Raw genomic sequence first — 20,423 nt, forward strand, 5'->3', positions numbered from 1 at the left:
CAGGTCGGAGAATCGGACCGTCCGGGCCCTGTGCGGGCCACGGAAGATCGGCGATCTGGGACGGCACCCTACCCGGCGGTACCCGTGCCAGAAACCCTCGGGCTTTCGGTGGCGAGAAGGCGTCGCCGACGCCACAGCACCAGCGGCACCGCGCCCGCGAGACCGAGCACGCCGGGGGCGGCGGCGTTCAGGTTCTGGTCGAAGGTGTCGGGAATCGGCAGCGTGGACCAGCGGGTGGGCGGCCAGGCGACCACGATGGCGCGGCCCACGGCCTGGCTGACGGGGACCATGCCCTTGTTGCTGTCGTTCTGGTGGTAGCGGGAGTCCAGCGAGTTCTGCCGGTGGTCACCCATGACCCAGATTTTGCCCTCGGGTACCTTCACCTTGAACTGACCGCCGGTGTCGTCGACGGTGCAGGGGGTGTTGCCCGGGTAGACGTACGGCTCGTTCAGCGCCTTGCCGTTGACCTTGAGCGGGCCGGTGCCCTTGCACTCCACGGTGTCGCCGGCGACACCGATGACCCGCTTGATGAGGTCCTTCTCCTCGGCGGACGGCATCAGGCCGATCCAGCCGAGGACCCGCTGCACGGCGTTGGGCTCCAGGGTGGGCTCACCGTCCAGCCAGCCGTCCGGGTCGTGGAAGACGACGACCTCGCCGCGCTCGGGCTCGGAGCCGAACCACGGGGTGAGCTTGTCGACCAGGACCCGGTCACCCTCTTGCAGGGTGTTCTGCATCGAGTCCGACGGGATGGAGAACGCCTGCACCAGGAAGGTCTTGATCAGCAGCGCGAGCACCAGCGCGATACCGATCAGGATCGGCAGTTCCTTCCAGAAGGAACGCTGCTTCTTCTTGGGCCGATCGTCCTGATCGCCGTCGTCGACCGAGGTGCGGGCCCCGTCCCCGCCGTCCGCTCCGCCCGGGGAGTCACTCCCGGAGTCGGCGGATCCCTCGGACCGCACGACGTTCTCCACGTTCTCCGCGGCCGGGGAAGCCGCCTCGTCGGATCGCTCCGGCCGTTCTTCGGAACCACCGTGTCCGGACCGTGCGCCGACCGCCAAATCCCCCACATCCACTCCTCACTCCGTACCGCCGCCCACGCCACATCCGGTGCAGGCCCACCACTCCCATAACGAGCGGGAGTTCCGCAGGGGTCGGGAGGGGGATCAAACTGTTTCGATCCGCGGAAGCCACCCTATGCGAAGCGCCGAGAGCGGTGGTCGACCCGCTCGGCACGGCCGAGAACGTGTCCGGCTCCTCCAACTGCCCCCAGTGACCGACCGGCCAGGCGATGACGACGGCCCGGCCGACGACGGACGCCTCGGGGACGGTGCCGCCGAACTGGGCGGTCTTGGAGTCGTCGGACTGGTGGGCGCGCGAGTCGGCGGAGTTCTCCCGGTGATCGCCCATGACCCAGAGGCGGCCCTGGGGCACGGTCACCTCGAACTGCTGGGTGGACGGCTGGTTGCCGGGGTGGATGTACGCCGTCTCGTCCAGCGGCATGCCGTTGACGGTGACGCGCCCCTGGGTGTCGCAGCACTTCACGGTGTCGCCGCCGACCGCGACGATCCGCTTGATCAGGTCCTTCTCGTCGTCGGACGGGAGGAGGCCGATGAACTGCAGGCCTTCCTTTATCTGCTTGATGACGATCGGGTCCTCGGCGGTGGTCGTCGTCTGCTCGTCCTCCAGCCAGCCGCCGGGGTCCTTGAACACGACGACGTCCCCGCGGGTGGGCTTGGAGCCGAACCAGGGGGTGAGTTTGTCGACCAGGACGCGGTCGCCGATCTGGATGGTCTGCTCCATGGAGCCCGACGGGATCACGAACGCCTGGACGAGGAAGGTCTTCAGGACGAGGGCTATGAGGACGGCGACACCGACGAGGAGCGGGATCTCCTTGACCGCGGAGCGTCGTCTGCGCCGCTTGATCTTGCGGGCGAGCTTGCGCCGCTCGACGCGGCTCGGCCGGGCGGCACCGCCGGACCGCCGGGTACCGGTGGGCAGCAGATTGTCGGCTGCAGTGCTGGGAGCACCGCGGGGTTTGCCACGGTTACCCATGCGCACCGCCGGCGGCGCCCACGCGCCCGTAGACGTCCGGACGGTCCAGAGGTGTCCAGTGGTCGGCGGGCCAGGCGATCCAGTCGGCCCGGCCGATCACGGCGTCGAGGGGGATCATGCCGCCGCCGGGCGATCCCAGATGGTCCCGGGAATCGCTGGAGTCACCGCGGTGGTCGCCGAGGAGGAACAGGGTGCCCTCGGGGACGACCACGTCGAAGGGCACGGTCGACGGACTGTCTCCCGGGTAAAGAAACGACGACTCGTCGACCCACCGGCCGTTCACCTCAAGCCTCCCCTCCTGGTCGCAGCAGACCACCCGGTCTCCCCCCACGCCGACAACGCGCTTGATGTAGTCGGCGTTCCCGAAGTATCCGGTCCCGTCGAAGACGACGACGTCACCGCGCTGCGGCTCAGATCCGAAACGGTACGCCAACTTATTTACGAGAACGCGGTCCCCGATCCTCAATGAGTTGGCCATGGAGCTGCTGGGAATCTGGAACGGCTGCATCACGAAGTTGCTGAGCAGCGCCAGGAAAATCAGGCAGAACAACGCGGTCAGGGTGTATCGCCCGCCCGGCACCGACGCGGTGATCCGGTCCGCCCATGCGAAACGCGACCGCCCCTCCGGCCCTCCTGTGTCGGAGATCTCCTCGGAGAACTCGTCGCCGGAAGGGCGGGAGGCACGGTCGCGCTCCATGTGCCGCTGTGCTTCGGTGTCCATCGGGGCCAGATGTTATCCGGCCCCGCTGGGTGACACCTGAGCGCGCGCTCAGTTGTCGCGCTTCTCCTTGATCTTCGCCGCCTTGCCGCGCAGCTCGCGCAGGTAGTACAGCTTCGCGCGACGGACGTCACCGCGGGTGACGAGCTCGATCTTCTCGACGATCGGGGTGTGCACCGGGAAGGTGCGCTCGACGCCGACGGAGAACGAGACCTTGCGGACCGTGAAGGTCTCGCGGACACCGGCGCCCTGGCGACGGATGACTACGCCCTTGAACTGCTGCACACGGGAGCGGTTGCCCTCGATGACGCGGACGTGGACGTTGACGGTGTCACCCGGGCGGAAGGCCGGGATGTCGCTGCGCAGCGACGCGGCGTCGACGGTGTCGAGCAGGTGAGACATTTCGTCTGCTTTCTTCGCCCATGCCACAGGTCATAGGCGGGAGCTAGGTGTTTCGAGAAGGATGCTGTCCGTGTCGGGGCGGGCGTCGTGTCCCCCTGCGGCAGGGGCGCGCGCCGGACGACGCACAACAGCACTATTCTTCCACGCCCTCCGGCCGCCGCCAAAATCGGCCGTACCGCTCCCCCTCCGGGTCCGGGGCCCAGCCCAGGATGGAGAGCATTTCGCGGTCCTTCTTGTCGAACGCCTTGGGGTCGCAACGCTCGATGAGATCGGGCCGGTTGGCGGCCGTACGCTTCAGGGCCTCGTCCCGGCGCCAGCGCGCGATCTTGCCGTGGTGGCCGCTGAGCAGCACGTCCGGGATGGCGCGGTCGCGCCACTCGGGGGGCTTGGTGTAGACGGGCCCCTCCAGGAGGCCGGCCATGGCGCCGGGCGCGAAGGAGTCGTCCCGGTGGGACTCGGCGTTGCCGAGGACGCCGGGCAGCAGCCGGGCCACGGCCTCGGTGACGACGAGGACGGCCGCCTCGCCCCCGGCGAGCACGTAGTCGCCGATGGACACCTCGTAGACGGGCATCCGGGTGGCGTACTCGTCGATCACGCGGCGGTCGATGCCCTCGTAGCGCGCCGGTGTGAAGACCAGCCAGGGCCGCTCGGAGAGTTCGACGGCGAGCGCCTGGGTGAAGGGGCGGCCGCTGGGGGTGGGGACGATGAGCACGGGCTCGTGGGCACCCGTCTCGTAACCGTCGGCGAGGACGGAGTCCAGGGCGTCGCCCCAGGGGTCGGTCTTCATGACCATGCCGGGTCCGCCGCCGTACGGGGTGTCGTCGACCGTGTTGTGCCGGTCGTACGTCCATTCCCGCAGGTCGTGCACGTGGACGTTCAACTGCCCACGTGCGCGTGCCTTGCCGACGAGGGAGACGTTCAGGGGTTCGAGGTACTCGGGGAAGATCGTGACGACATCGAGCCGCATCAGGCCTCGTCCCCGGCCGAGTCCGCCGAGTCCCGGGCGGACGCGATCTCCGCCTGGTCGTCGATCAGGCCCGGCGGCGGGTCGATGACCGCCCGCTGTTCGGTCAGGTCGATCTCGGTGACGATCTCCTCGACGAACGGGATCATCACCTCGCTCCCGTCGGGCCGCTCGACGATGAAGAGGTCCTGGGAGGGCAGGTGCGAGATCTCGGTGATCCGGCCGACCTCGGCTCCGTCCTTGGTGACCACGTCGAGGTCCATGAGCTGGTGGTCGTAGTACTCGTCCTCTTCCTCCGGCAGTTCCTCCGGGTCCACCTCCGCGATCAGCAGGGTGTTGCGGAGGGCCTCGGCGGCGTTGCGGTCGCGGACGCCCTCGAAGCGCAGGAGCAGCCGGCCGCTGTGGACGCGGCCGGTCTCGATGGTGAGCGGGCCCGTCGAGGCGGGGTCCGTGAAGAGGACGGCGCCGGGGGCGAGCCGGAGTTCCGGCTCGTCGGTGCGGACCTCGACGGTGACCTCGCCCTTGATGCCGTGGGCGCGGCCGATCCGTGCGACTACGAGCTGCACTGTGCTTGATCTCCTGCTCATACGACGGCGAACGACGGTCATACGACTACGGGCCGGGGACGGCCCAGTGGCCCTCCCCGGCCCGAGCCGGTGCTGCGAATCTTCGTCAGCGGACGTGGTCCACGTCGACGAGGTCGACACGGACACCGCGGCCGCCGATGGCGCCCACGACGGTGCGCAGGGCACGGGCGGTACGGCCGTTACGGCCGATCACCTTGCCGAGGTCATCGGGGTGGACCCGGACCTCGAGGACGCGCCCGCGACGCAGGTCGCGGGAAGCGACCTGCACATCGTCGGGGTAGTCGACGATGCCCTTGACGAGGTGCTCGAGAGCCTCCTCGAGCATGCTCAGGCCTCGGTCGGCTCAGACGAGGAAGACTCAGCGGCAGCCTCGTCCTTCTTGTCGGCCTTCTTCTTCTGGGTGATCGCCTCACCCTTGCCCTCGTCGTCGCCGCCCAGGGCCTCGAACGACGGACGCGCGGACTTCGGCTGAGCCACGAGGAGCGGCGCCGGAGCGGGCTCGCCCTTGAACTTCTGCCAGTCGCCGGTCTTCTTCAGGATGGCGAGCACGGGCTCGGTCGGCTGTGCGCCGACACCCAGCCAGTACGCGACACGGTCCGCGTCGACCTCGATGACCGAGGGGTTGTACGTGGGGTGGTACTTGCCGATCTCCTCGATCGCACGGCCGTCACGGCGGGTGCGGGAGTCGGCGACGACGATGCGGTAGTGAGGCGAACGGATCTTGCCCAGACGCTTCAGCTTGATCTTGACTGCCACGGGAGTGGGTTCTCCTGGATTTGACGTGGTTGGGCACGGCGAGATGGCCGCGTGGGGTTGCGGTACCCGAGTGCCCGATGGACGCGTCAGCCGGAGGAGAGAGGGGTCCTGTGCGGCTGTCGAGTACAGCTAGCCATTCTGCCACACGCTGCGGTTCGCCTCTTACCAGGGCTGTGCGCGGCCATGCCGAAGCGGCACCCGGCGACAGGGTGCCTTTCACTCACCGGCGCACAGGGGTGCCGCCGCGCCCACCCGACGGCACCCCACGGTGCGGCCGAACCCGAGCCCACGAGCTGCGTACGGCTGCCACGAGCAGCCGTCCTCCCAGCTCGTCAGCCGTCACGCCGCGCCCACGACCTCCGGGATCCGGAAGGGCTTGCCGCAGCCGCCGCAGACGATGGGGGCCTGGGCGAGTACGGACGGGACGACCCGGACGTTGCGGCCGCAGTCGCAGACGGCCTTGACGCGGACGCCGCCGCCGGAGGAGCCGTGGCGGGCGGCCGGGCCCCGGAAGCTGCGGGCCGTGTCCGCGGAGGTCGCGGCGGTATGGGCCTTGAGGGCGCGCTGCAGTCTGTCGATCGTCGGGCGGTAGCGACGCTTGGCCTCGGGGTTGAGCGTGACCAGCGAGAAACCGCTGCTGGGATGCGGCTCGTCGGGGTGGTCGAGGCCGAGCTCCTCGGCGATCGCGAGGAATCTGCGGTTGTGGTACCGGCCGGCCCGGGACGTGTCGCGGACTCCGCGCGCGGCTGCGATGCCATGGACTGCCTCATGGAGCAGTCGCTCGAAGGAGAGTTCGTGCCCGCAGGCGGACGACGACTCCCCGATCAGGGACTCGGGAGCGGCAAGATCCGGCAGCTCGGGGTGGTGCCGTTGAATGTCGGCCCACGCCTGTGCCAGTTCTGCGGCGAGAACAGGTGGTGTCTGTGTCGTGCTCACGTAATGACAACGAGCCGGAGTGCCGCTGTGTTCCGATTCCGGGGCATCCCAAATAATTTGCACGTACCCGTCAGTTGCCACTAGTGCGTCCTGACGAGGGCGGGTGCGCTGATCTGCGGAGAAGCCTCACAGCTCCCCCCAAGGCGGTACGTAGTAACACGTACGCCCCGGCGCGTAGACGAGATCCGCGCGCCGGGGCATCTGTCGTCGCCAGATGCGCAAGGGGCGTTTCGGTCGCTCTCCCGGCGGAAGGGATCGCTCTAGTAAGCGCGCGCCACGACAGCGACGTTACCGGGTGCGTCGGAGGAGTCGGGCACCGACCCGTCCTCGGCGACCAGACACCGTACGGTCACCGCGTGCTCCCCGAGCTTGTTCTCGCCGTCCTCGCCCAGCGTCGACCAGGGGATACGCGCCCAACCGCCGGCCGCGGCGGCCTCGATCGCCTCGTCGAGCGTGGACACCTCGGTCGTACGGGACTCGCGGCGCTCGCGCGACTGCTTCAGCAGGAGCGCCTGGTCCTCTTCGAGAAGGGTGGGCAGCAGGCGTACGAGTGAGTCGAGGGCGACCGGTTCCTTGCCGCCCGGGATGCGGCGGGCGAGCATCGCGGTGCCGTTCTCCAGGTCACGGGGGCCGACCTCGATGCGTACGGGGACGCCCTTGAGTTCCCAGTCGACGGCGCGGCGGCCGAACGGGATGTCCGTGCGGTCGTCCACCTGGACGCGGATGCCCGCGGCCTTCAGCCGATCGCCGAGCTCGCGGACCTTGGCCAGAACCGCGTCGTCGCCCTTGATCGCGAGGACGACGGCCTGGACCTGGGCCAGCCGGGGCGGGACCCGGAGGCCGTTGTCGTCGCCGTGCATCATCACCAGGGCGCCGATCATGCGGGTGGTGGAGCCCCAGGAGGTCTGCCAGACGAGTTCCTGCTTGCCCTCCTTGGACAGGTACCGGGTCTGGAAGGCCTTGGCGAAGTTCTGGCCCAGCTCGTGGCTGGTGGCCATCTGGAGGGCTTTGCCGTCGCCCATCATGCCCTCGAGGGTGAGGGTGTTGATGGCGCCCGCGAAGCGCTCCTTGACGGTCTTGCGGCCAGGGACGACGTCCATCGCGAGGACGTTCACCATGAAGTCCTCGTAGACCTCCCGATGGATGTGCGCGGCGAAGTCGCGCGCCTCCTCGTACGTCGCGTGCGCCGTGTGGCCCTCCTGCCAGAGGAACTCGCTCGTGCGGAGGAACAGGCGGGGGCGAAGCTCCCAACGGACCACGTTCGCCCACTGGTTGATCAGCAACGGCAGGTCGCGGTAGCTCTGGACCCACTTCGAGAAGTAGTCGTTGATGATCATCTCGGAGGTGGGGCGGACCACGGCGGGCTCTTCGAGTTCCTTGCCGCCGCCGTGCGTCACCACGGCCAGCTCGGGCGCGAAGCCCTCGACGTGCTCGGCCTCGCGAGTGAGGTACGACTGCGGGATCAGGAGCGGGAAGTACGCGTTCTGCGTGCCCGTCTCCTTGATCCGGGTGTCCATCTCCTGCTGCATCCGCTCCCACAGCCCGTACCCGTACGGTCGGATGACCATGGTGCCGCGCACCGGACCGTTGTCGGCCAGCTCGGCCTTGGTGATCAGATCCTGGTACCAGCGCGGGAAGTCGTCCGCGCGGGGCGTCAGTACGGGTGCCTTTGCCATGGCGCGATGGTACGGGTCCACGTTGCGGGGACGTGAATTCTTTTGTCCGCGCGCAGGCAGTCCGCAAGCCGGTGTCCGAGACCCCTGGACGACTCGCCGAGTGCGGAGTTTCCTGGCATACGGGGGAAGTGCGACCGCGCACTGCCACGGGGGCCAGGAAATCCGGCAACAGCAACTCACGGCGGATTGGGGCGCTTTCGATATGACACCTACGCTCGTGCGGCAGCGACTGCCTCGCGCGGGGGCCACATCCCGCGTGGACCAGTGTGCACGCGCGCGTGACTGGGCCGAGATCCAGGAACGGATGCTGGTACCGCTGTACGAGGCCGTCTACCGGCGGCTCGACGTCGGCACCGGTACGCGACTGCTGGGCCTCGGCTGCGGGTCGGGCCTCGCGCTGCTGATGGCGGCGTCGCGGGGCGCCGCGGTCACCGGCGTCGACGCGTCGTCGCCCGAGAGAATGGCTCTCGCGCGGGAGCGTCTGCTGCCGGAGGCCAGGGGCATGCACGCGCGCGCCGGCACCCGGGTCGTGGACGGCACTCCAAGGGACGCGGTCCGCGCCCCCGGCGACCCGCTGTACAACCTGGTGACGGCCTTCGAGCCGATCGGCTGTCTGGCCGGTGACTCCGAGGGCCTCGGCGAACTGCTCGCCTCGGCGACCCCGCTGGCGGAACGCGGCACCCCCGTGGTCCTCGCCGGCTGGGGCCCGCCGGAGCGCTGCACCACGTCCGCCGTGCTCCGCGTGGCCACGAAACTCGCCGATCCCCTGCGCAGTGCGGGCAGTTGGCGCCCGGCTCTGCGGGACGACCTGGAGGAGGTCGCCCAGCGGGCCGGCCTGAAACCGGACGGTTCCGGACGCGTGGCCTGCCCCTTCGGGTACGCCAACGTGGACAACGCGGTACGGGGGCTGCTGTCCACCGGCCTGTTCGACGCGGCGCTCAGGGCCACCGACCAGGCGCAGGTGGACAAGGAACTGACCGAGGCCCTGCACCCGCACCGCCGCCGGGACGGCACGGTGTGGATGCCGAACGTGTTCCGCTACCTGATCGCGCGGACGCCCTGAGAAGGTCTTCGAGACTTCTTCCGATGCGGGTGTGAATGGTGTGAAGAAAGCCGTCCGGCAGCGCTTTCCCTTGGCGAAGTGCCGTGCGGCAGCCATAGCCTGACGCATCGTCCAGGGGAACAACACACCCGCGTACGGGAGTTGCCACCAGAAGCACTACGAGCGACACCACACTCATGCCGTCCACGCAACGGCACCGGCGCCGCGCGCCCGGCCACACCCCCCGGCCGGTCACGCGGCGTCCGCCATGGGGCCGTCAGTCCATGAACTTCTTGAACTCGTCCGGCAGCTCGAAGTCCTGGGCGCCCTGCTGACCCGGCAGACCGAGGGCACCGCCCTGGGCGCCCGCGGCCCTGCGCTCGGCCTCTTCCTGCTCCTGCAGCTTGCGCTTCATCGGGTTGCCCGAGCGCTGCTTGCCCTTGGCCTTCTTGGGCTGCTTCTTGGACCGGCCGGGGCCGCCACCCATCCCGGGCATGCCCGGCATTCCGGGCATGCCGCCGCCCTGGGCCATGCGGGACATCATCTTGCGGGCCTCGAAGAACCGCTCGACGAGGTTCTTCACCGCGCTGACCTCGACACCGGAACCCTTGGCGATACGAGCGCGGCGCGAGCCGTTGATGATCGTCGGCTCCTGGCGCTCGCCCGGGGTCATCGACTTGATGATCGCGGCCGTGCGGTCGACGTCGCGCTCGTCGATGTTGTTGATCTGGTCCTTGATCTGCCCCATGCCGGGCAGCATGCCGAGCAGCTTGCTGATGCTGCCCATCTTCCTGACCTGCTCCATCTGGGCCAGGAAGTCGTCGAGCGTGAAGTCCTGTCCCTTCTTGGACGCCAGCTTGGAGGCCATCTTCTGGGCCTCTTCCTGGCTGAAGGTCTTCTCCGCCTGCTCGATCAGGGTGAGCAGGTCACCCATGTCGAGGATGCGGGAGGCCATCCGGTCCGGGTGGAACGCGTCGAAGTCGTCGAGCTTCTCGCCGTTCGACGCGAACATGATCGGCTTACCGGTGACCGAGGCGATCGACAGGGCGGCACCACCGCGGGCGTCACCGTCGAGCTTGGAGAGCACCACACCGTCGAAGCCGACGCCGTCCCGGAAGGACTCGGCCGTGTTGACGGCGTCCTGACCGATCATGGCGTCGACGACGAAGAGGATCTCGTCCGGGGAGACCGCGTCCCGGATGTCGGCGGCCTGCCGCATCATCTCCTGGTCGATGCCCAGGCGGCCCGCGGTGTCGACGACCACGATGTCGTGGACCTTCGACTTGGCGAAGTCGATGGAGTCCTTGGCGACCTTGACCGGGTCGCCCACGCCGTTGCCCGGCTCGGGGGCGTAGACCGCCACACCGGCGCGCTCGGCGACGACACTGAGCTGGTTCACGGCGTTGGGGCGCTGGAGGTCACAGGCGACGAGGAGCGGCGAGTGGCCCTGCTCCTTCAGCCACCGGCCGAGCTTGCCCGCGAGGGTCGTCTTACCGGCACCCTGCAGACCGGCGAGCATGATCACGGTCGGCGGGTTCTTGGCGAAGCGGAGGCGGCGGGTCTCGCCGCCGAGGATCCCGACCAGCTCCTCGTTGACGATCTTGAGGACCTGCTGGGCGGGGTTCAGCGCCTTGGAGACCTCGGCGCCGAGCGCGCGCTCCTTGACGTTCTTGATGAAGCCCCGGACGACCGGCAGCGCGACGTCCGCTTCCAGGAGCGCGATGCGGATCTCGCGTGCCGTGGCGTCGATGTCCGCCTCGGAAAGGCGACCCTTGCCCCGCAGGTTCTTGAAAGTCGCTGAGAGGCGATCGGAGAGCGTATCGAACACGGCGGTGTCGGTCCTCGGAGTCGGGGGCAGTCTGGGTTGCCCTCCAGGGTATCTGTCTGGGTGTGGTCGGGTCTCCACCCCTGTGGACAACGGTCGGTCGCGCCCGATTCCACAGGGGGTACGGGGCCCGGCGGCCCCGTACCCGTCGTGTTCAGCCGCGCAGGGTCTCCTCCAGCTTCCGCGCCAGGGACGCCGCCTCGTCGCCCGGAAGCGGTGCGCCCTTCGGCCCGGTCACGTAGAAGGCGTCCACGGCGTTGGCGCCCAGCGTGCTGACGTGCGCGCTGCGCACCCGTACGTTCGCGTCCTCCAGGGCGCGCCCGATCCGGTGCAGCAGGCCCGGGGCGTCCTGGGCGCGCACCTCGATGACCGTGGCGTGCCGGGAGGCGGCCGGGGCCACCGTGACGCGCGGCGGGGGCGCGACGACACCGCGCCGCCGGGGGTAGGCGGCGTCGCGCTCGGCCAGCCGCCCGGCGATGTCCAGCGAGCCGTCCAGCGCTCTGACGAGGTCGGCGCGGAGCCGGGCGGCCTGGGGCAGCGAGCCGTACTCGGCGGCCACCCGCCAGTTCAGGAGCAGTACGGAGCCCTCGACGCCGTCCGGCAGGTCGAGCGCCCGGAGTTCTGCCGTGCGCACGGTGAGCCGGTGCATGGCGAGGACGCCGGCGACCGTGGGCAGGACGCCCGGCTGGTCGGGGACGGCGATGAGGAGTTCCACACCCAGGGGTTCCGGGTCGGCCTTCTCGTCCTTCTCCTCGGCGGCGGCCTCGGTCTGCGCGCGCAGCGACAGCACGGGCCCGCCCGTGCGGAACGCCTCGATGGCGAGCCGCTCCTGCTCGGCGCTGGTCTCGCCGGGCTCCGGCTCCTGCGGGGCGTCCCCGGCGAACAGCGCGTCCACTCGCTGGACCAGCTCGGACACGAGCGAGGCACGCCACGACGACCAGGCGGCGGGCCCGGTGGCCAGCGCGTCCGACTCGGTCAGCGCGTGCAGCAGTTCGAGCGTGCCCGGCGATCCGACGGCCTCGGCCACGGACCGGACGGTGGCCGGGTCCTCCAGATCACGCCGGGTGGCCGTGTCGACCAGCAGCAGATGATGCCGTACCAGGGTGGAGAGGACCGCCACGTCCTCGCGGTCGAAGCCGATCCTGGCGGCCACGTCCTTGGCGATGATCTCGCCGGCGACGGAGTGGTCGCCGGGCCAGCCCTTGCCGATGTCGTGCAGCAGCGCGGCGACGAGCAGGAGGTCGGGCCGGTGGACCCGGCGGGTCAGTTCGGAGGCCCGGACGGCGGTCTCGATGAGATGCCGGTCGACGGTCCAGATGTGCACGGCGTTGCGCTGCGGCCGGCAGCGGACCCGCTCCCAGTCCGGCAGCAACTGCGTGATGAGGCCCTCGGCCTCCAGCGCCTCCCAGACGTCGACGGTCGGGCGCCCGGAACCCAGCAGGGTCACGAGCTGCTCGCGCGCCTCGGCGGGCCAGGGCGTCGGCAGTGGCCGGGCGGCGGCCGCCAGCCGCCGTACGGCGTGCAGGGAGAGCGGCAGTCCGGCCTGGGCGGCAGCGGCGGCGGCGCGCAGCGGCAGCACCGGATCCCGCTCGGGGCGGGCGGCGCGCGCGAGCACGACCTCTCCGTCCTGCTCGACCACGCCCTCCGCCAGCGGGGACCGCTCGGGAGCCGGCTTCCCGCCACCGAGCATGGCGCGCAACCGAGGCCGCACGGCGCGCGAACGCAGCACGCGCCCCACTTCACGCCAGGTCACATCACTGGCGTACGAGATCACGCGCGCCGCTTCGTACACCTGGCGCAGCAGCGTGTCGGCGTCCAGCAGCCCCAGCTCGGCGGCGACCTGGTCCTGTTCCTGGAGCGCGAGCCGGTCGGTCGCGCGCCCGGTGGTGAGATGCAGTGCGTCCCGTACGTCGAGGAGCCGGCGGCGTGCGTCCGCGAGCCCCTCACGCGGGGCGTCGGCCAGCCAGGAGGCGGCGACGGCCCGGAGAGCCGTGCCATCGCGCAGCCCGCCCCGCGCCTCCTTGAGGTCGGGTTCCAGCAGGTACTGCAGCTCCCCCTGCCGCTCGGCCCGCTCGGCGCACAGCTCCTGGAGTTCCGGGAGGCGTTTGGGGGCCTGGTTGCGCCAGTCGGCGAGGACGGCGGTGCGCAGTCCGGCGGTCAGTCCCAGATCACCGGCGATGTGCCGGGCGTCCAGCAGCCCCAGCTGCACCTTGAGGTCCTCGCCGGCGGTCTTGCGGGCCTCGGCGGGGGTGCGGACCGAGTGGTCGAGGGCCAGCCCCAGATCCCAGACCGGGTACCAGATGCGGTCGGCCAGCGCGGCCACCGCCTCCTCGTCGGACCCGTCGTGCAGGAGCAGCAGATCGAGGTCGCTGCGGGGCGAGAGCTCGCCGCGCCCGTATCCCCCGACGGCGACCAGCGAGGCCCCGCGCAGTTCGGAGGCGCCCGCGCCGAAAAGTCCCGCGAGCCAGTCGTCGGTCAGCTCGGCCAGGGCCGAACGGCGCGGCGGCCCGGACTGCGCCCCCTCCTGGAGGAGGCGCAGCCGGGCCGCCGCGTAGCCGCTGGGTCCCGAGTCCTCTGCATCCGTACGTACGTCCGTACTCGTCACCCAGCGACTCCTGTTCTTCTCTTCGGTCAGAGCGCGTCCGGGCCGCGCTCGCCGGTCCGGACCCGAACGGCCGTCTCGACCGGGAGGGACCAGACCTTGCCGTCACCGATCTTGCCGGTGCGAGCGGCCTTGACGATGACGTCGATCAACTGTTCGGCGTCGTCGTCCTCGGCGAGCACCTCGATACGGATCTTGGGAACCAGGTCCACCGTGTACTCGGCACCCCGGTACACCTCCGTGTGGCCCCGCTGCCGACCGTACCCACTGGCCTCGGTCACCGTAAGGCCGTGCACCCCGAAGGCCTGCAGGGCTTCCTTGATCTCGTCGAGCCGGTGCGGCTTGACGACCGCGGTGATCAGCTTCATGCCTCGACCTTCTTGCTCTCAGTGGCAGCGGCGCTGCCCGCCGGGGAGGAGATGTGCGACTGGGTCGCCGAGGTGAAGTCGTAGGCCGTCTCGGCGTGCAGGGCCTGGTCGACACCGGAGACCTCGTCCTCCTCGGACGCCCGGAAGCCGATCGTCTTCTGGATGACGAAGGCGATGATCCAGGTCACCACGAAGGTGTAGCCCATGACGGAGAAGGCACCCGTGGCCTGCTTGCCGAACTGCTCGAGGCCGCCGATCCCGTCGGTGGCCAGGAAGCCGACCAGCAGGGTGCCGATGACACCGCCGACCAGGTGGACGCCGACGACGTCGAGGGAGTCGTCGTAGCCGAGCTTGTACTTGAGGCTGACGGCCCAGGAGCAGAGGACACCGGCGACGATGCCGATCAGGATGGCGCCGAAGGCGTTGACGTGACCGCCCGACGGGGTGATCGCGACGAGGCCGGCGACGGCACCGGAGCAGGCACCGAGGGTGGTGAACGCGCCGTGGCGGATGCGCTCGTAGATCAGCCAGCCGATGACGGCCGCGGCGGTCGCGATCTGCGTGTTGATCGCCATGCGGGCGGTCGTGCCGTCGACACCGAGCCAGGAACCGGCGTTGAAGCCGAACCAGCCGAACCACAGCAGGGCGGTGCCGATCATGACCAGCGGCAGGCTGTGCGGCCGCATCGGGTCCTTCTTGAAGCCGATGCGCTTGCCCACGACGAGGACCGCGGCGAGCGCGCCGATACCCGCGTTGATGTGGACCGCGGTACCACCGGCGAAGTCGATGACGCCCATCTCGAAGAGCCAGCCGCCCGGCGCCCACACCCAGTGCGCGACCGGGAAGTACACCAGGGTGACCCAGAGCCCGACGAAGATCATCCAGGCGCCGAACTTGACGCGGTCGGCGAGCGCACCGCTCATCAGGGCCGGGGTGATGACCGCGAAGAGCATCTGGAAGAGGATGAAGGCGAACGCGGCGATCTTGTGCGGCTCGCCGTTGGCGCCCGCGACGAAGCTGTCGACCGTGCTCGTGACGTCGATGCCCTTGAGGCCGATCGCGTCCAGGTTGCCGATGAAGCCGCCCTGGTCACCGCTGAAGGCGAGCGAGTAGCCGTACAGCACCCACAGGATGCTGACGATGCCCAGCGAGATGAAGGACATCATCAGCATGTTCAGCACGCTCTTCGCCCGGACCATGCCGCCGTAGAAGAGCGCCAGGCCCGGCGTCATCACCATGACGAGCGCCGCGCTGATCAATACGAATCCGGTATCTGTGCCGTTCAATGCCGGTATCTCCTCATGGTCGGAACGGCCCGTGCGGATGCTGAAGCTTGGGGGAGCTCTCGGGGAGGGCCGACTGTGCTCAGGAGACTGACGCAGCACCGTTTCACAGGGAGATTGGAAATGTTTCCTGGACGTGACGAAGGCCCCCATCACGTTACAGACATGTGAAACGTGAATCTCGGAGGATTCATCCCGTGTGGGGCCCGGCCTCTGCGGACCCCTCGGCGGATAACGGTTTCGTATCCGATGGAACTTCCGGTGATGTTCGCTTTTCCCGGGCGGTCCCCGGCTCGGGCGAGGACGTGTGCACCCGCCCTCACCCGAGCCGGATCGTCTACCGACCCGCCGGACGCGTCATCGCTTGACGCAGACCTTCACGGTCTTGGTCCAGGAGTCCGACTTGCCCTTGACGTACGCGGTGATCTCCGGGCGCGCGGAGAGGCACAGCTTCTCCTTCTTGAGGGAGACGCGGACCATACCGTCGAACTTCGCCGGACGGCCGCTGTTGCTCTGCGCGTACTTCCACAGGGTCTCGTTGTAGGTGGTGGCGCGCGTCGCGGCCTTGCGCTTGCCGCACTCCAGGGTCGGTGTGACGGAGATACTCCACACACCCACGGCCACCTTGGCGTTCATCTTGCACTTCGTGCTCTCGTACCAGCGCTGGGTCAGCTCCAGCTTGGTGAGCTTCGCCCGCTTGCCACCGGAACAGCTGGTGTAGGTGGTGGCCGTCATGCTCGGGTCCTTGAGCTTCACGTCCGTGTAGGCGTGATCCTTGGCGCCCTTCATCTTCCAGTAGTAGTGCTTGAACTCGACCCGGCCGGTGAGCTTCACATAGACACAGCGCTTCAGCGGCTTGGACCACATCGTCACGGTCGCGCTGTACGGCTTGCTGTGCGAGGTCTTTGCGACCGCACCCGCATTGGGCGCCATGCCCATGACGAGCGCGAGGGAGGACGCGCCCACCGCGACGGCGGACGCGACTGACTTGCTCTGCATATCCGGTTTTCCCCGTTCCCCGTAGTTTCTCTGGTCGGCGCGCCAACTGCACGCGCACACCGTGGAGTTGGCGCCACCCGCACGGGCGGCGCGGACGCCACTCTAGTCACCGAGGTTGACACGGGCACGCCACGTTACAGAACAAGGATCAAACTCGTTACAGTCCATCAGCTTTGCAAATATCCGGCGAACAGCCGAGGCATGAGCCGACCACGGCGGGCCATCCGTTGACCTGGCATGGGGGAGCCGAGTCGGGCAGTAGGGATGGCCTGCCGCGGCCGGGGTCGAGGGCCCGCAGGATTCCGCGGGTCGGCGTCAGACCGCTGCGGCGGTCTCGGGAAGGTGGACGGCGAGCTGGTCGGTGAGGTCGACGACCTCAGCCAGATCGCCGAAATCGCGTACGGCCGTGTCGACGGTCTTGCGGATCCGGGTGTTGACCCGCTCGGAGCGGACCTTGCCCGCGACATCCATGGCCTGCTTGGCCATGGCCGCCCCCTGCTCCGGCTCACGCTGGAGCAGATGCACCGTGGCCATGCCGATGAGGTTCAGCGCGTACGACCGCTGGTGTTCGGTGTCCGTGGAGAAGAGCTCGACGGCCCGGCGCATCACGGGTTCGGCGAGGGAGGCGTAGGTGGGGCTGCGGCCGGCGACATAGGCGAGGTCGCGGTAGGAGTGGGAGTTCTCGCCGTGCAGCTCGGCCTCGTTGAAGAAGCGGATCCAGTCGGGGTCCGGGTCGTCCCATTCCTCGGCGTCGGCGAAGACGTCCTCGGCCATCCGCACGGCCCGTTTGCACTTTCCGGGCTGGCCCATGTTGGCGTAGGCGCGGGCCTCCATCGCATACAGCATCGACTGGGTGCGCGGGCTCGCGCAGTCACGGCTGCCGTACTGGGCGAGATGGATCAGTTCGAGGGCGTCGTCGGGCCGGCCGAGGTGGATCATCTGACGGCTCATGCTGGACAGGACGTACGAGCCGAGGGGCTTGTCGCCCGCCTCCTTGGCCGCGTGCAGGGCGAGGACGAAGTACTTCTGGGCGGTGGGCTGGAGGCCGATGTCGTAGCTCATCCAGCCGGCCAGCTCTGCCAGCTCGGCGGCGACCTTGAACAACCGCCGGGTGGTGGCCTCGGGCTGGGGCTCCTGGAGCAGGTCGGTCACCTCGTGCAGCTGGCCGACGACCGCCTTGCGGCGCAGACCGCCGCCGCACTGGGCGTCCCACTGCCTGAACATCACCGTGGTGGATTCGAGGAGGTCCAGCTCCGGTTTGGAGAGGCGGCCGGCCCGGCGTGCGGCGGGCGACGGCTCGGGCTCCGGGCGCGGGGCGGGGGGCGAGGGGACGAGCCAGCGCTGCATCGGCTCGATGAGGGCCGGGCCCGCGGACAGGGCGAGCGAGCTCCCGAGGAAGCCGCGCCGCGCCAGCATCAGGTCGCTGCGCGAGAACTCGCTGATCAGCGCCACGGTCTGCGGGCCCGTCCAGGGCAGGTCGACACCGGACACGGACGGGGACTGGTGGGCGGCGCGCAACCCCAGGTCCTCCACGGCGACGACACAGCCGAACCGCTCGGAGAACAGCTCGGACAGGATCCGGGGGATCGGCTCGCGCGGGTTCTCCCCGTCGAGCCAGCGGCGTACGCGCGAGGTGTCGGTGGAGATGTGATTGGCCCCGAGCTGTCGGGCCCGGCGGTTCACCTGCCGGGCGAGCTCGCCCTTGGACCAGCCGCTGCGGACGAACCACGAGCCCAGCAGTTCGTTCGGGCGCTTCTCAGCGTTCGTGCCGCTTCCGCCGTTGCCGCCCACTGGAACGCCCCCATCCCTGAAACCACTTGTGTGCGCTGTGTGCGCCAAGCCCTACCAGAATGCCGGTTACCACGCCGTACGTCCGACCGTTGTCACCCCTCGAACGGAAAGACGACTTGCCTCCGGCATACCCACGAGCGCGTACATCCCCAGGTCGCGTGTACTCAAAGTAATCCCACGATCACGCGTCCGGCCACGGCGATCCCAGAAACGCCACCATTCGCCACCCCTTCGAATGAACTCACGGTTGCCCGTACGCGATTCACTTGACACATGACGGCCGGGACTGGGCGGAGCGATGCATTCGGGGGCGCGTGCCGTCGACCGCACCACCCGGGGTGACATTGTGCGCCGCACATGCGGAAGCAGAGCGTCGCATTCCGACTCCGTCGCGTAACCACCGGCGCGCTGGACCCGTTGGAGGGGGCATGGGCTTCACGATCGGCGGCATTCGGGACATGCGATCCGGCACACGTCGGCGCGGCCGTTCCTCGGAATGCACGGCCGTGGCCGAGTTCACCGGCCTCTGGGGGTGGGACGTCGTCCCCGGCGCGCGGACGGCTTCGGGCGCGTGCTCATGCGGCAGGACCACCTGTACCGCGCCCGGCGCGCACCCCCTCGACTTCGCGCCTCCCGTCCGCGCCGGCGCCACGCTCGACGAGGTGACCGAGGCCTGGTCCGAGTTCCCCGGCGCCTCCGTGATGCTGCCGGTGGGCCGCTCCTTCGACGTCATCGAGGTCGCCGAGTCAGCCGGCCGGCACGCACTCGTCCGCCTGGAGCGCATGGGCCTCCCGGTCGGCCCCGTGATCGCCACCCCCGAGGGCCGCGCCCACTTCCTCGTCGCCCCCGGCGCCGCCGCCGAGCTGCCCGCGCTGCTCTACCGCATGGGCTGGGACGACCCGTCCGCCCTCGACCTGCGCGGCCTCGGCCCCGGCGCCCATGTCACCGCCCCGCCCTCCGACCGCGGCGGCCTCGGCCCGGTCCGCTGGCTCCGCTCCCCCGCCCTCGACTCGGCGACGAGGCCACCCGCCGCGCGTCTGCTGCTGGGAACGCTCGCGTACGTGGCGCACCGCTCGCGGGCATAGCGGCGCAGACCTCAGGTTCGTACACAGCGAAGCGCCCGTCCCCGACTGCACCGTGGGGGCGGGCGCTTCTTCGACCAGCGGTGAACGTCGAGCGATGCCTACTCTCCGATAAGCGCATCCACGAACGCCTCCGGCTCGAAGGGCGCCAGGTCGTCCGCGCCCTCTCCCAGGCCGACGAGCTTGACGGGGACGCCCAGCTCACGCTGTACGGCGATGACGATGCCGCCCTTGGCGGTGCCGTCGAGCTTGGTGAGGACGATGCCGGTGATGTCGACGACCTCGGCGAAGACGCGGGCCTGGACGAGGCCGTTCTGGCCGGTGGTGGCGTCGAGGACGAGCAGGATCTCGTCCAGCGGCGCGTGCTTCTCGACGACGCGCTTGACCTTGCCGAGCTCGTCCATGAGGCCGGTCTTGGTGTGCAGCCGGCCGGCGGTGTCGATAAGGACGGCGTCGGCGCCCTCCTCGATGCCCTCCTTGACGGCGTCGAAGGCGACGGACGCCGGGTCGCCGCCCTCGGGACCGCGCACGGTACGGGCACCGACCCGCTCGCCCCAGGTCTGCAGCTGGTCGGCGGCGGCGGCGCGGAAGGTGTCGGCGGCACCGAGGACGACGTTCTTGCCGTCGGCGACGAGGACGCGGGCGAGCTTGCCGGTGGTGGTGGTCTTACCGGTGCCGTTGACGCCGACGACCATGACGATGCCCGGGGTGTCGAGGGGCGAGTCGGTGTTGACCGCGCGGTCGAACTCGGGGACGAGGATCGCGAGCAGTTCCTCGCGCAACAGGGCGCGCAGCTCGGCCGGGGTCCGGGTGCCGAGCACCCTCACACGCTCGCGCAGGCGTTCGACCAGCTCCTGGGTGGGCTGGACGCCGACGTCGGCGGTGAGGAGGGTGTCCTCGATCTCCTCCCAGGTGTCGTCGTCGAGGTGCTCGCGCGAGAGCAGCGTGAGCAGCCCCTTGCCGAGCGCGTTCTGCGAGCGGGAGAGCCGGGCGCGCAGCCGTACGAGACGGCCGGCGGTCGGCTCGGGGATCTCGATCGCGGGGGCGGCCGGCGGCTCCTCGACGGCGACGGGTGCCGTCGCCGTGGCGTCCGGGAGATCGACCTCCTCGATCGTTCTGCGCGGTTCGTCGCGCGGCGTCTCGGCCTCGTCGCCGACATGCGGCTCGGCCGGGGGCGCGGTGATGTCCGGAGTGGTGGGGGGTGCCGGGGGCAGCGACTTCTTCTTGCGGCTGCCGACGACGAGCCCGCCCAGCACGCCGAGCAAGACCACGGCGATGACAAGAGCAAGGATGAGTTCCATAACTAAGCCAGTATGCGTGACCCCCCGCCCGGCAGTTCG

Annotated in this window: 18 protein-coding genes and 1 pseudogene; 2 read left to right on the forward strand and 17 right to left on the reverse strand. The window is 69.7% G+C overall.

Annotated features, from left to right (window positions below; all coding sequences use genetic code 11):
- Nucleotides 1-68: 68 nt before the first annotated feature.
- From lepB (JIX56_RS12195) to proS, 10 genes and pseudogenes are all read right to left on the reverse strand, one after another.
- Nucleotides 69-1,067 carry a signal peptidase I gene (gene lepB / locus JIX56_RS12195; protein ID WP_443031808.1) on the reverse strand — a complete coding sequence of 333 codons (999 nt, stop codon included), beginning with the start codon at nt 1,065-1,067 and terminating at the stop codon, nt 69-71.
- Nucleotides 955-2,052, reverse strand: a pseudogene (gene lepB / locus JIX56_RS12200) (signal peptidase I); the annotation flags it as partial. The gene lepB (JIX56_RS12195) and the pseudogene lepB (JIX56_RS12200), both read right to left, overlap by 113 nt.
- Complete coding sequence (gene lepB / locus JIX56_RS12205) at nt 2,045-2,773, reverse strand: signal peptidase I (RefSeq protein ID WP_257540096.1); 729 nt, start codon at nt 2,771-2,773, stop codon at nt 2,045-2,047. The pseudogene lepB (JIX56_RS12200) and the gene lepB (JIX56_RS12205), both read right to left, overlap by 8 nt.
- A 48-nt stretch (nt 2,774-2,821) precedes the next feature.
- Entirely contained in the window at nt 2,822-3,172 is a 351-nt protein-coding gene (gene rplS / locus JIX56_RS12210) for a 50S ribosomal protein L19 (RefSeq protein ID WP_257540098.1), read from the reverse strand.
- Nucleotides 3,173-3,305: 133 nt separating this feature from the next.
- Complete coding sequence (trmD, locus tag JIX56_RS12215) at nt 3,306-4,139, reverse strand: tRNA (guanosine(37)-N1)-methyltransferase TrmD (protein WP_257540099.1); 834 nt, start codon at nt 4,137-4,139, stop codon at nt 3,306-3,308.
- Nucleotides 4,139-4,702 carry a ribosome maturation factor RimM gene (rimM, locus tag JIX56_RS12220; protein ID WP_257540101.1) on the reverse strand — a complete coding sequence of 188 codons (564 nt, stop codon included), beginning with the start codon at nt 4,700-4,702 and terminating at the stop codon, nt 4,139-4,141. The genes trmD and rimM overlap by 1 nt, the downstream gene beginning before the upstream one ends.
- 106 nt (nt 4,703-4,808) lie before the next feature.
- Nucleotides 4,809-5,048: an RNA-binding protein gene (locus JIX56_RS12225; protein WP_013000410.1), complete on the reverse strand. Its 240-nt coding sequence runs from the start codon at nt 5,046-5,048 to the stop codon at nt 4,809-4,811.
- Nucleotides 5,049-5,050: 2 nt separating this feature from the next.
- Nucleotides 5,051-5,479 (reverse strand): 30S ribosomal protein S16, encoded by a 429-nt coding sequence (rpsP, locus tag JIX56_RS12230; protein WP_257540103.1) that lies wholly within the window; start codon nt 5,477-5,479, stop codon nt 5,051-5,053.
- Between the two features lie 339 nt (nt 5,480-5,818).
- The gene (locus JIX56_RS12235; protein WP_086746543.1) at nt 5,819-6,415 is read right to left on the reverse strand and encodes a hypothetical protein; all 597 of its coding nucleotides are present in this window, start codon (nt 6,413-6,415) and stop codon (nt 5,819-5,821) included.
- 260 nt (nt 6,416-6,675) lie between these two features.
- Nucleotides 6,676-8,091 carry a proline--tRNA ligase gene (gene proS, locus JIX56_RS12240; protein ID WP_257540105.1) on the reverse strand — a complete coding sequence of 472 codons (1,416 nt, stop codon included), beginning with the start codon at nt 8,089-8,091 and terminating at the stop codon, nt 6,676-6,678.
- A 304-nt stretch (nt 8,092-8,395) separates the two neighbouring features.
- On the opposite strand from proS, the gene JIX56_RS12245 reads away from it, so the two are divergent.
- Nucleotides 8,396-9,154, forward strand: a complete 759-nt coding sequence (locus JIX56_RS12245; RefSeq protein ID WP_257540106.1) for an SAM-dependent methyltransferase — start codon at nt 8,396-8,398, stop codon at nt 9,152-9,154.
- Nucleotides 9,155-9,410: 256 nt separating this feature from the next.
- Here the strand turns inward: JIX56_RS12245 and ffh are convergent, their stop codons facing one another.
- The 6 genes from ffh to nsdA all read right to left on the reverse strand — a co-directional run bounded on the left by ffh (nt 9,411) and on the right by nsdA (nt 18,001).
- The gene (gene ffh / locus JIX56_RS12250) at nt 9,411-10,961 is read right to left on the reverse strand and encodes a signal recognition particle protein (protein ID WP_257540108.1); all 1,551 of its coding nucleotides are present in this window, start codon (nt 10,959-10,961) and stop codon (nt 9,411-9,413) included.
- Nucleotides 10,962-11,112: 151 nt separating this feature from the next.
- Nucleotides 11,113-13,563 carry a [protein-PII] uridylyltransferase gene (locus JIX56_RS12255; RefSeq protein ID WP_257540110.1) on the reverse strand — a complete coding sequence of 817 codons (2,451 nt, stop codon included), beginning with the start codon at nt 13,561-13,563 and terminating at the stop codon, nt 11,113-11,115.
- 26 nt (nt 13,564-13,589) lie between these two features.
- Nucleotides 13,590-13,928 (reverse strand): P-II family nitrogen regulator, encoded by a 339-nt coding sequence (locus JIX56_RS12260; protein WP_003997576.1) that lies wholly within the window; start codon nt 13,926-13,928, stop codon nt 13,590-13,592.
- Nucleotides 13,925-15,166: an ammonium transporter gene (locus JIX56_RS12265; protein WP_443032035.1), complete on the reverse strand. Its 1,242-nt coding sequence runs from the start codon at nt 15,164-15,166 to the stop codon at nt 13,925-13,927. Before JIX56_RS12265 ends, JIX56_RS12260 begins: the two co-directional genes overlap by 4 nt.
- Nucleotides 15,167-15,568: 402 nt before the next feature.
- Nucleotides 15,569-16,210, reverse strand: coding sequence for a hypothetical protein (locus tag JIX56_RS12270; protein ID WP_257540114.1), 642 nt, complete (start codon nt 16,208-16,210; stop codon nt 15,569-15,571).
- Nucleotides 16,211-16,525: 315 nt separating this feature from the next.
- Complete coding sequence (nsdA, locus tag JIX56_RS12275) at nt 16,526-18,001, reverse strand: transcriptional repressor NsdA (protein WP_257540116.1); 1,476 nt, start codon at nt 17,999-18,001, stop codon at nt 16,526-16,528.
- 428 nt (nt 18,002-18,429) lie between these two features.
- On the opposite strand from nsdA, the gene JIX56_RS12280 reads away from it, so the two are divergent.
- Nucleotides 18,430-19,086: a bifunctional DNA primase/polymerase gene (locus JIX56_RS12280; RefSeq protein ID WP_257540118.1), complete on the forward strand. Its 657-nt coding sequence runs from the start codon at nt 18,430-18,432 to the stop codon at nt 19,084-19,086.
- A 98-nt stretch (nt 19,087-19,184) separates the two neighbouring features.
- Here JIX56_RS12280 and ftsY read toward each other — a convergent pair whose 3' ends face one another.
- A complete protein-coding gene (ftsY, locus tag JIX56_RS12285; RefSeq protein ID WP_257540120.1) occupies nt 19,185-20,384 on the reverse strand; it encodes a signal recognition particle-docking protein FtsY in 1,200 nt (399 codons plus the stop codon).
- Nucleotides 20,385-20,423 lie beyond the last annotated feature (39 nt).

Source organism: Streptomyces sp. CA-210063 (assembly GCF_024612015.1).
Classification (GTDB): domain Bacteria; phylum Actinomycetota; class Actinomycetes; order Streptomycetales; family Streptomycetaceae; genus Streptomyces.

What these genes read in the sequence shown, in the direction of transcription:
- lepB (WP_257540096.1), bottom strand. Translation starts at nt 2,773, where the DNA reads ATGGACACCGAAGCACAGCGGCACATGGAGCGCGACCGTGCCTCCCGC.
- rplS (WP_257540098.1), bottom strand. Translation starts at nt 3,172, where the DNA reads ATGTCTCACCTGCTCGACACCGTCGACGCCGCGTCGCTGCGCAGCGAC.
- trmD (WP_257540099.1), bottom strand. Translation starts at nt 4,139, where the DNA reads ATGCGGCTCGATGTCGTCACGATCTTCCCCGAGTACCTCGAACCCCTG.
- JIX56_RS12225 (WP_013000410.1), bottom strand. Translation starts at nt 5,048, where the DNA reads ATGCTCGAGGAGGCTCTCGAGCACCTCGTCAAGGGCATCGTCGACTAC.
- proS (WP_257540105.1), bottom strand. Translation starts at nt 8,091, where the DNA reads ATGGCAAAGGCACCCGTACTGACGCCCCGCGCGGACGACTTCCCGCGC.
- JIX56_RS12245 (WP_257540106.1), top strand. Translation starts at nt 8,396, where the DNA reads ATGCTGGTACCGCTGTACGAGGCCGTCTACCGGCGGCTCGACGTCGGC.
- JIX56_RS12260 (WP_003997576.1), bottom strand. Translation starts at nt 13,928, where the DNA reads ATGAAGCTGATCACCGCGGTCGTCAAGCCGCACCGGCTCGACGAGATC.
- JIX56_RS12265 (WP_443032035.1), bottom strand. Translation starts at nt 15,166, where the DNA reads ATGGTGATGACGCCGGGCCTGGCGCTCTTCTACGGCGGCATGGTCCGG.
- JIX56_RS12270 (WP_257540114.1), bottom strand. Translation starts at nt 16,210, where the DNA reads ATGCAGAGCAAGTCAGTCGCGTCCGCCGTCGCGGTGGGCGCGTCCTCC.
- JIX56_RS12280 (WP_257540118.1), top strand. Translation starts at nt 18,430, where the DNA reads ATGGGCTTCACGATCGGCGGCATTCGGGACATGCGATCCGGCACACGT.
- ftsY (WP_257540120.1), bottom strand. Translation starts at nt 20,384, where the DNA reads ATGGAACTCATCCTTGCTCTTGTCATCGCCGTGGTCTTGCTCGGCGTG.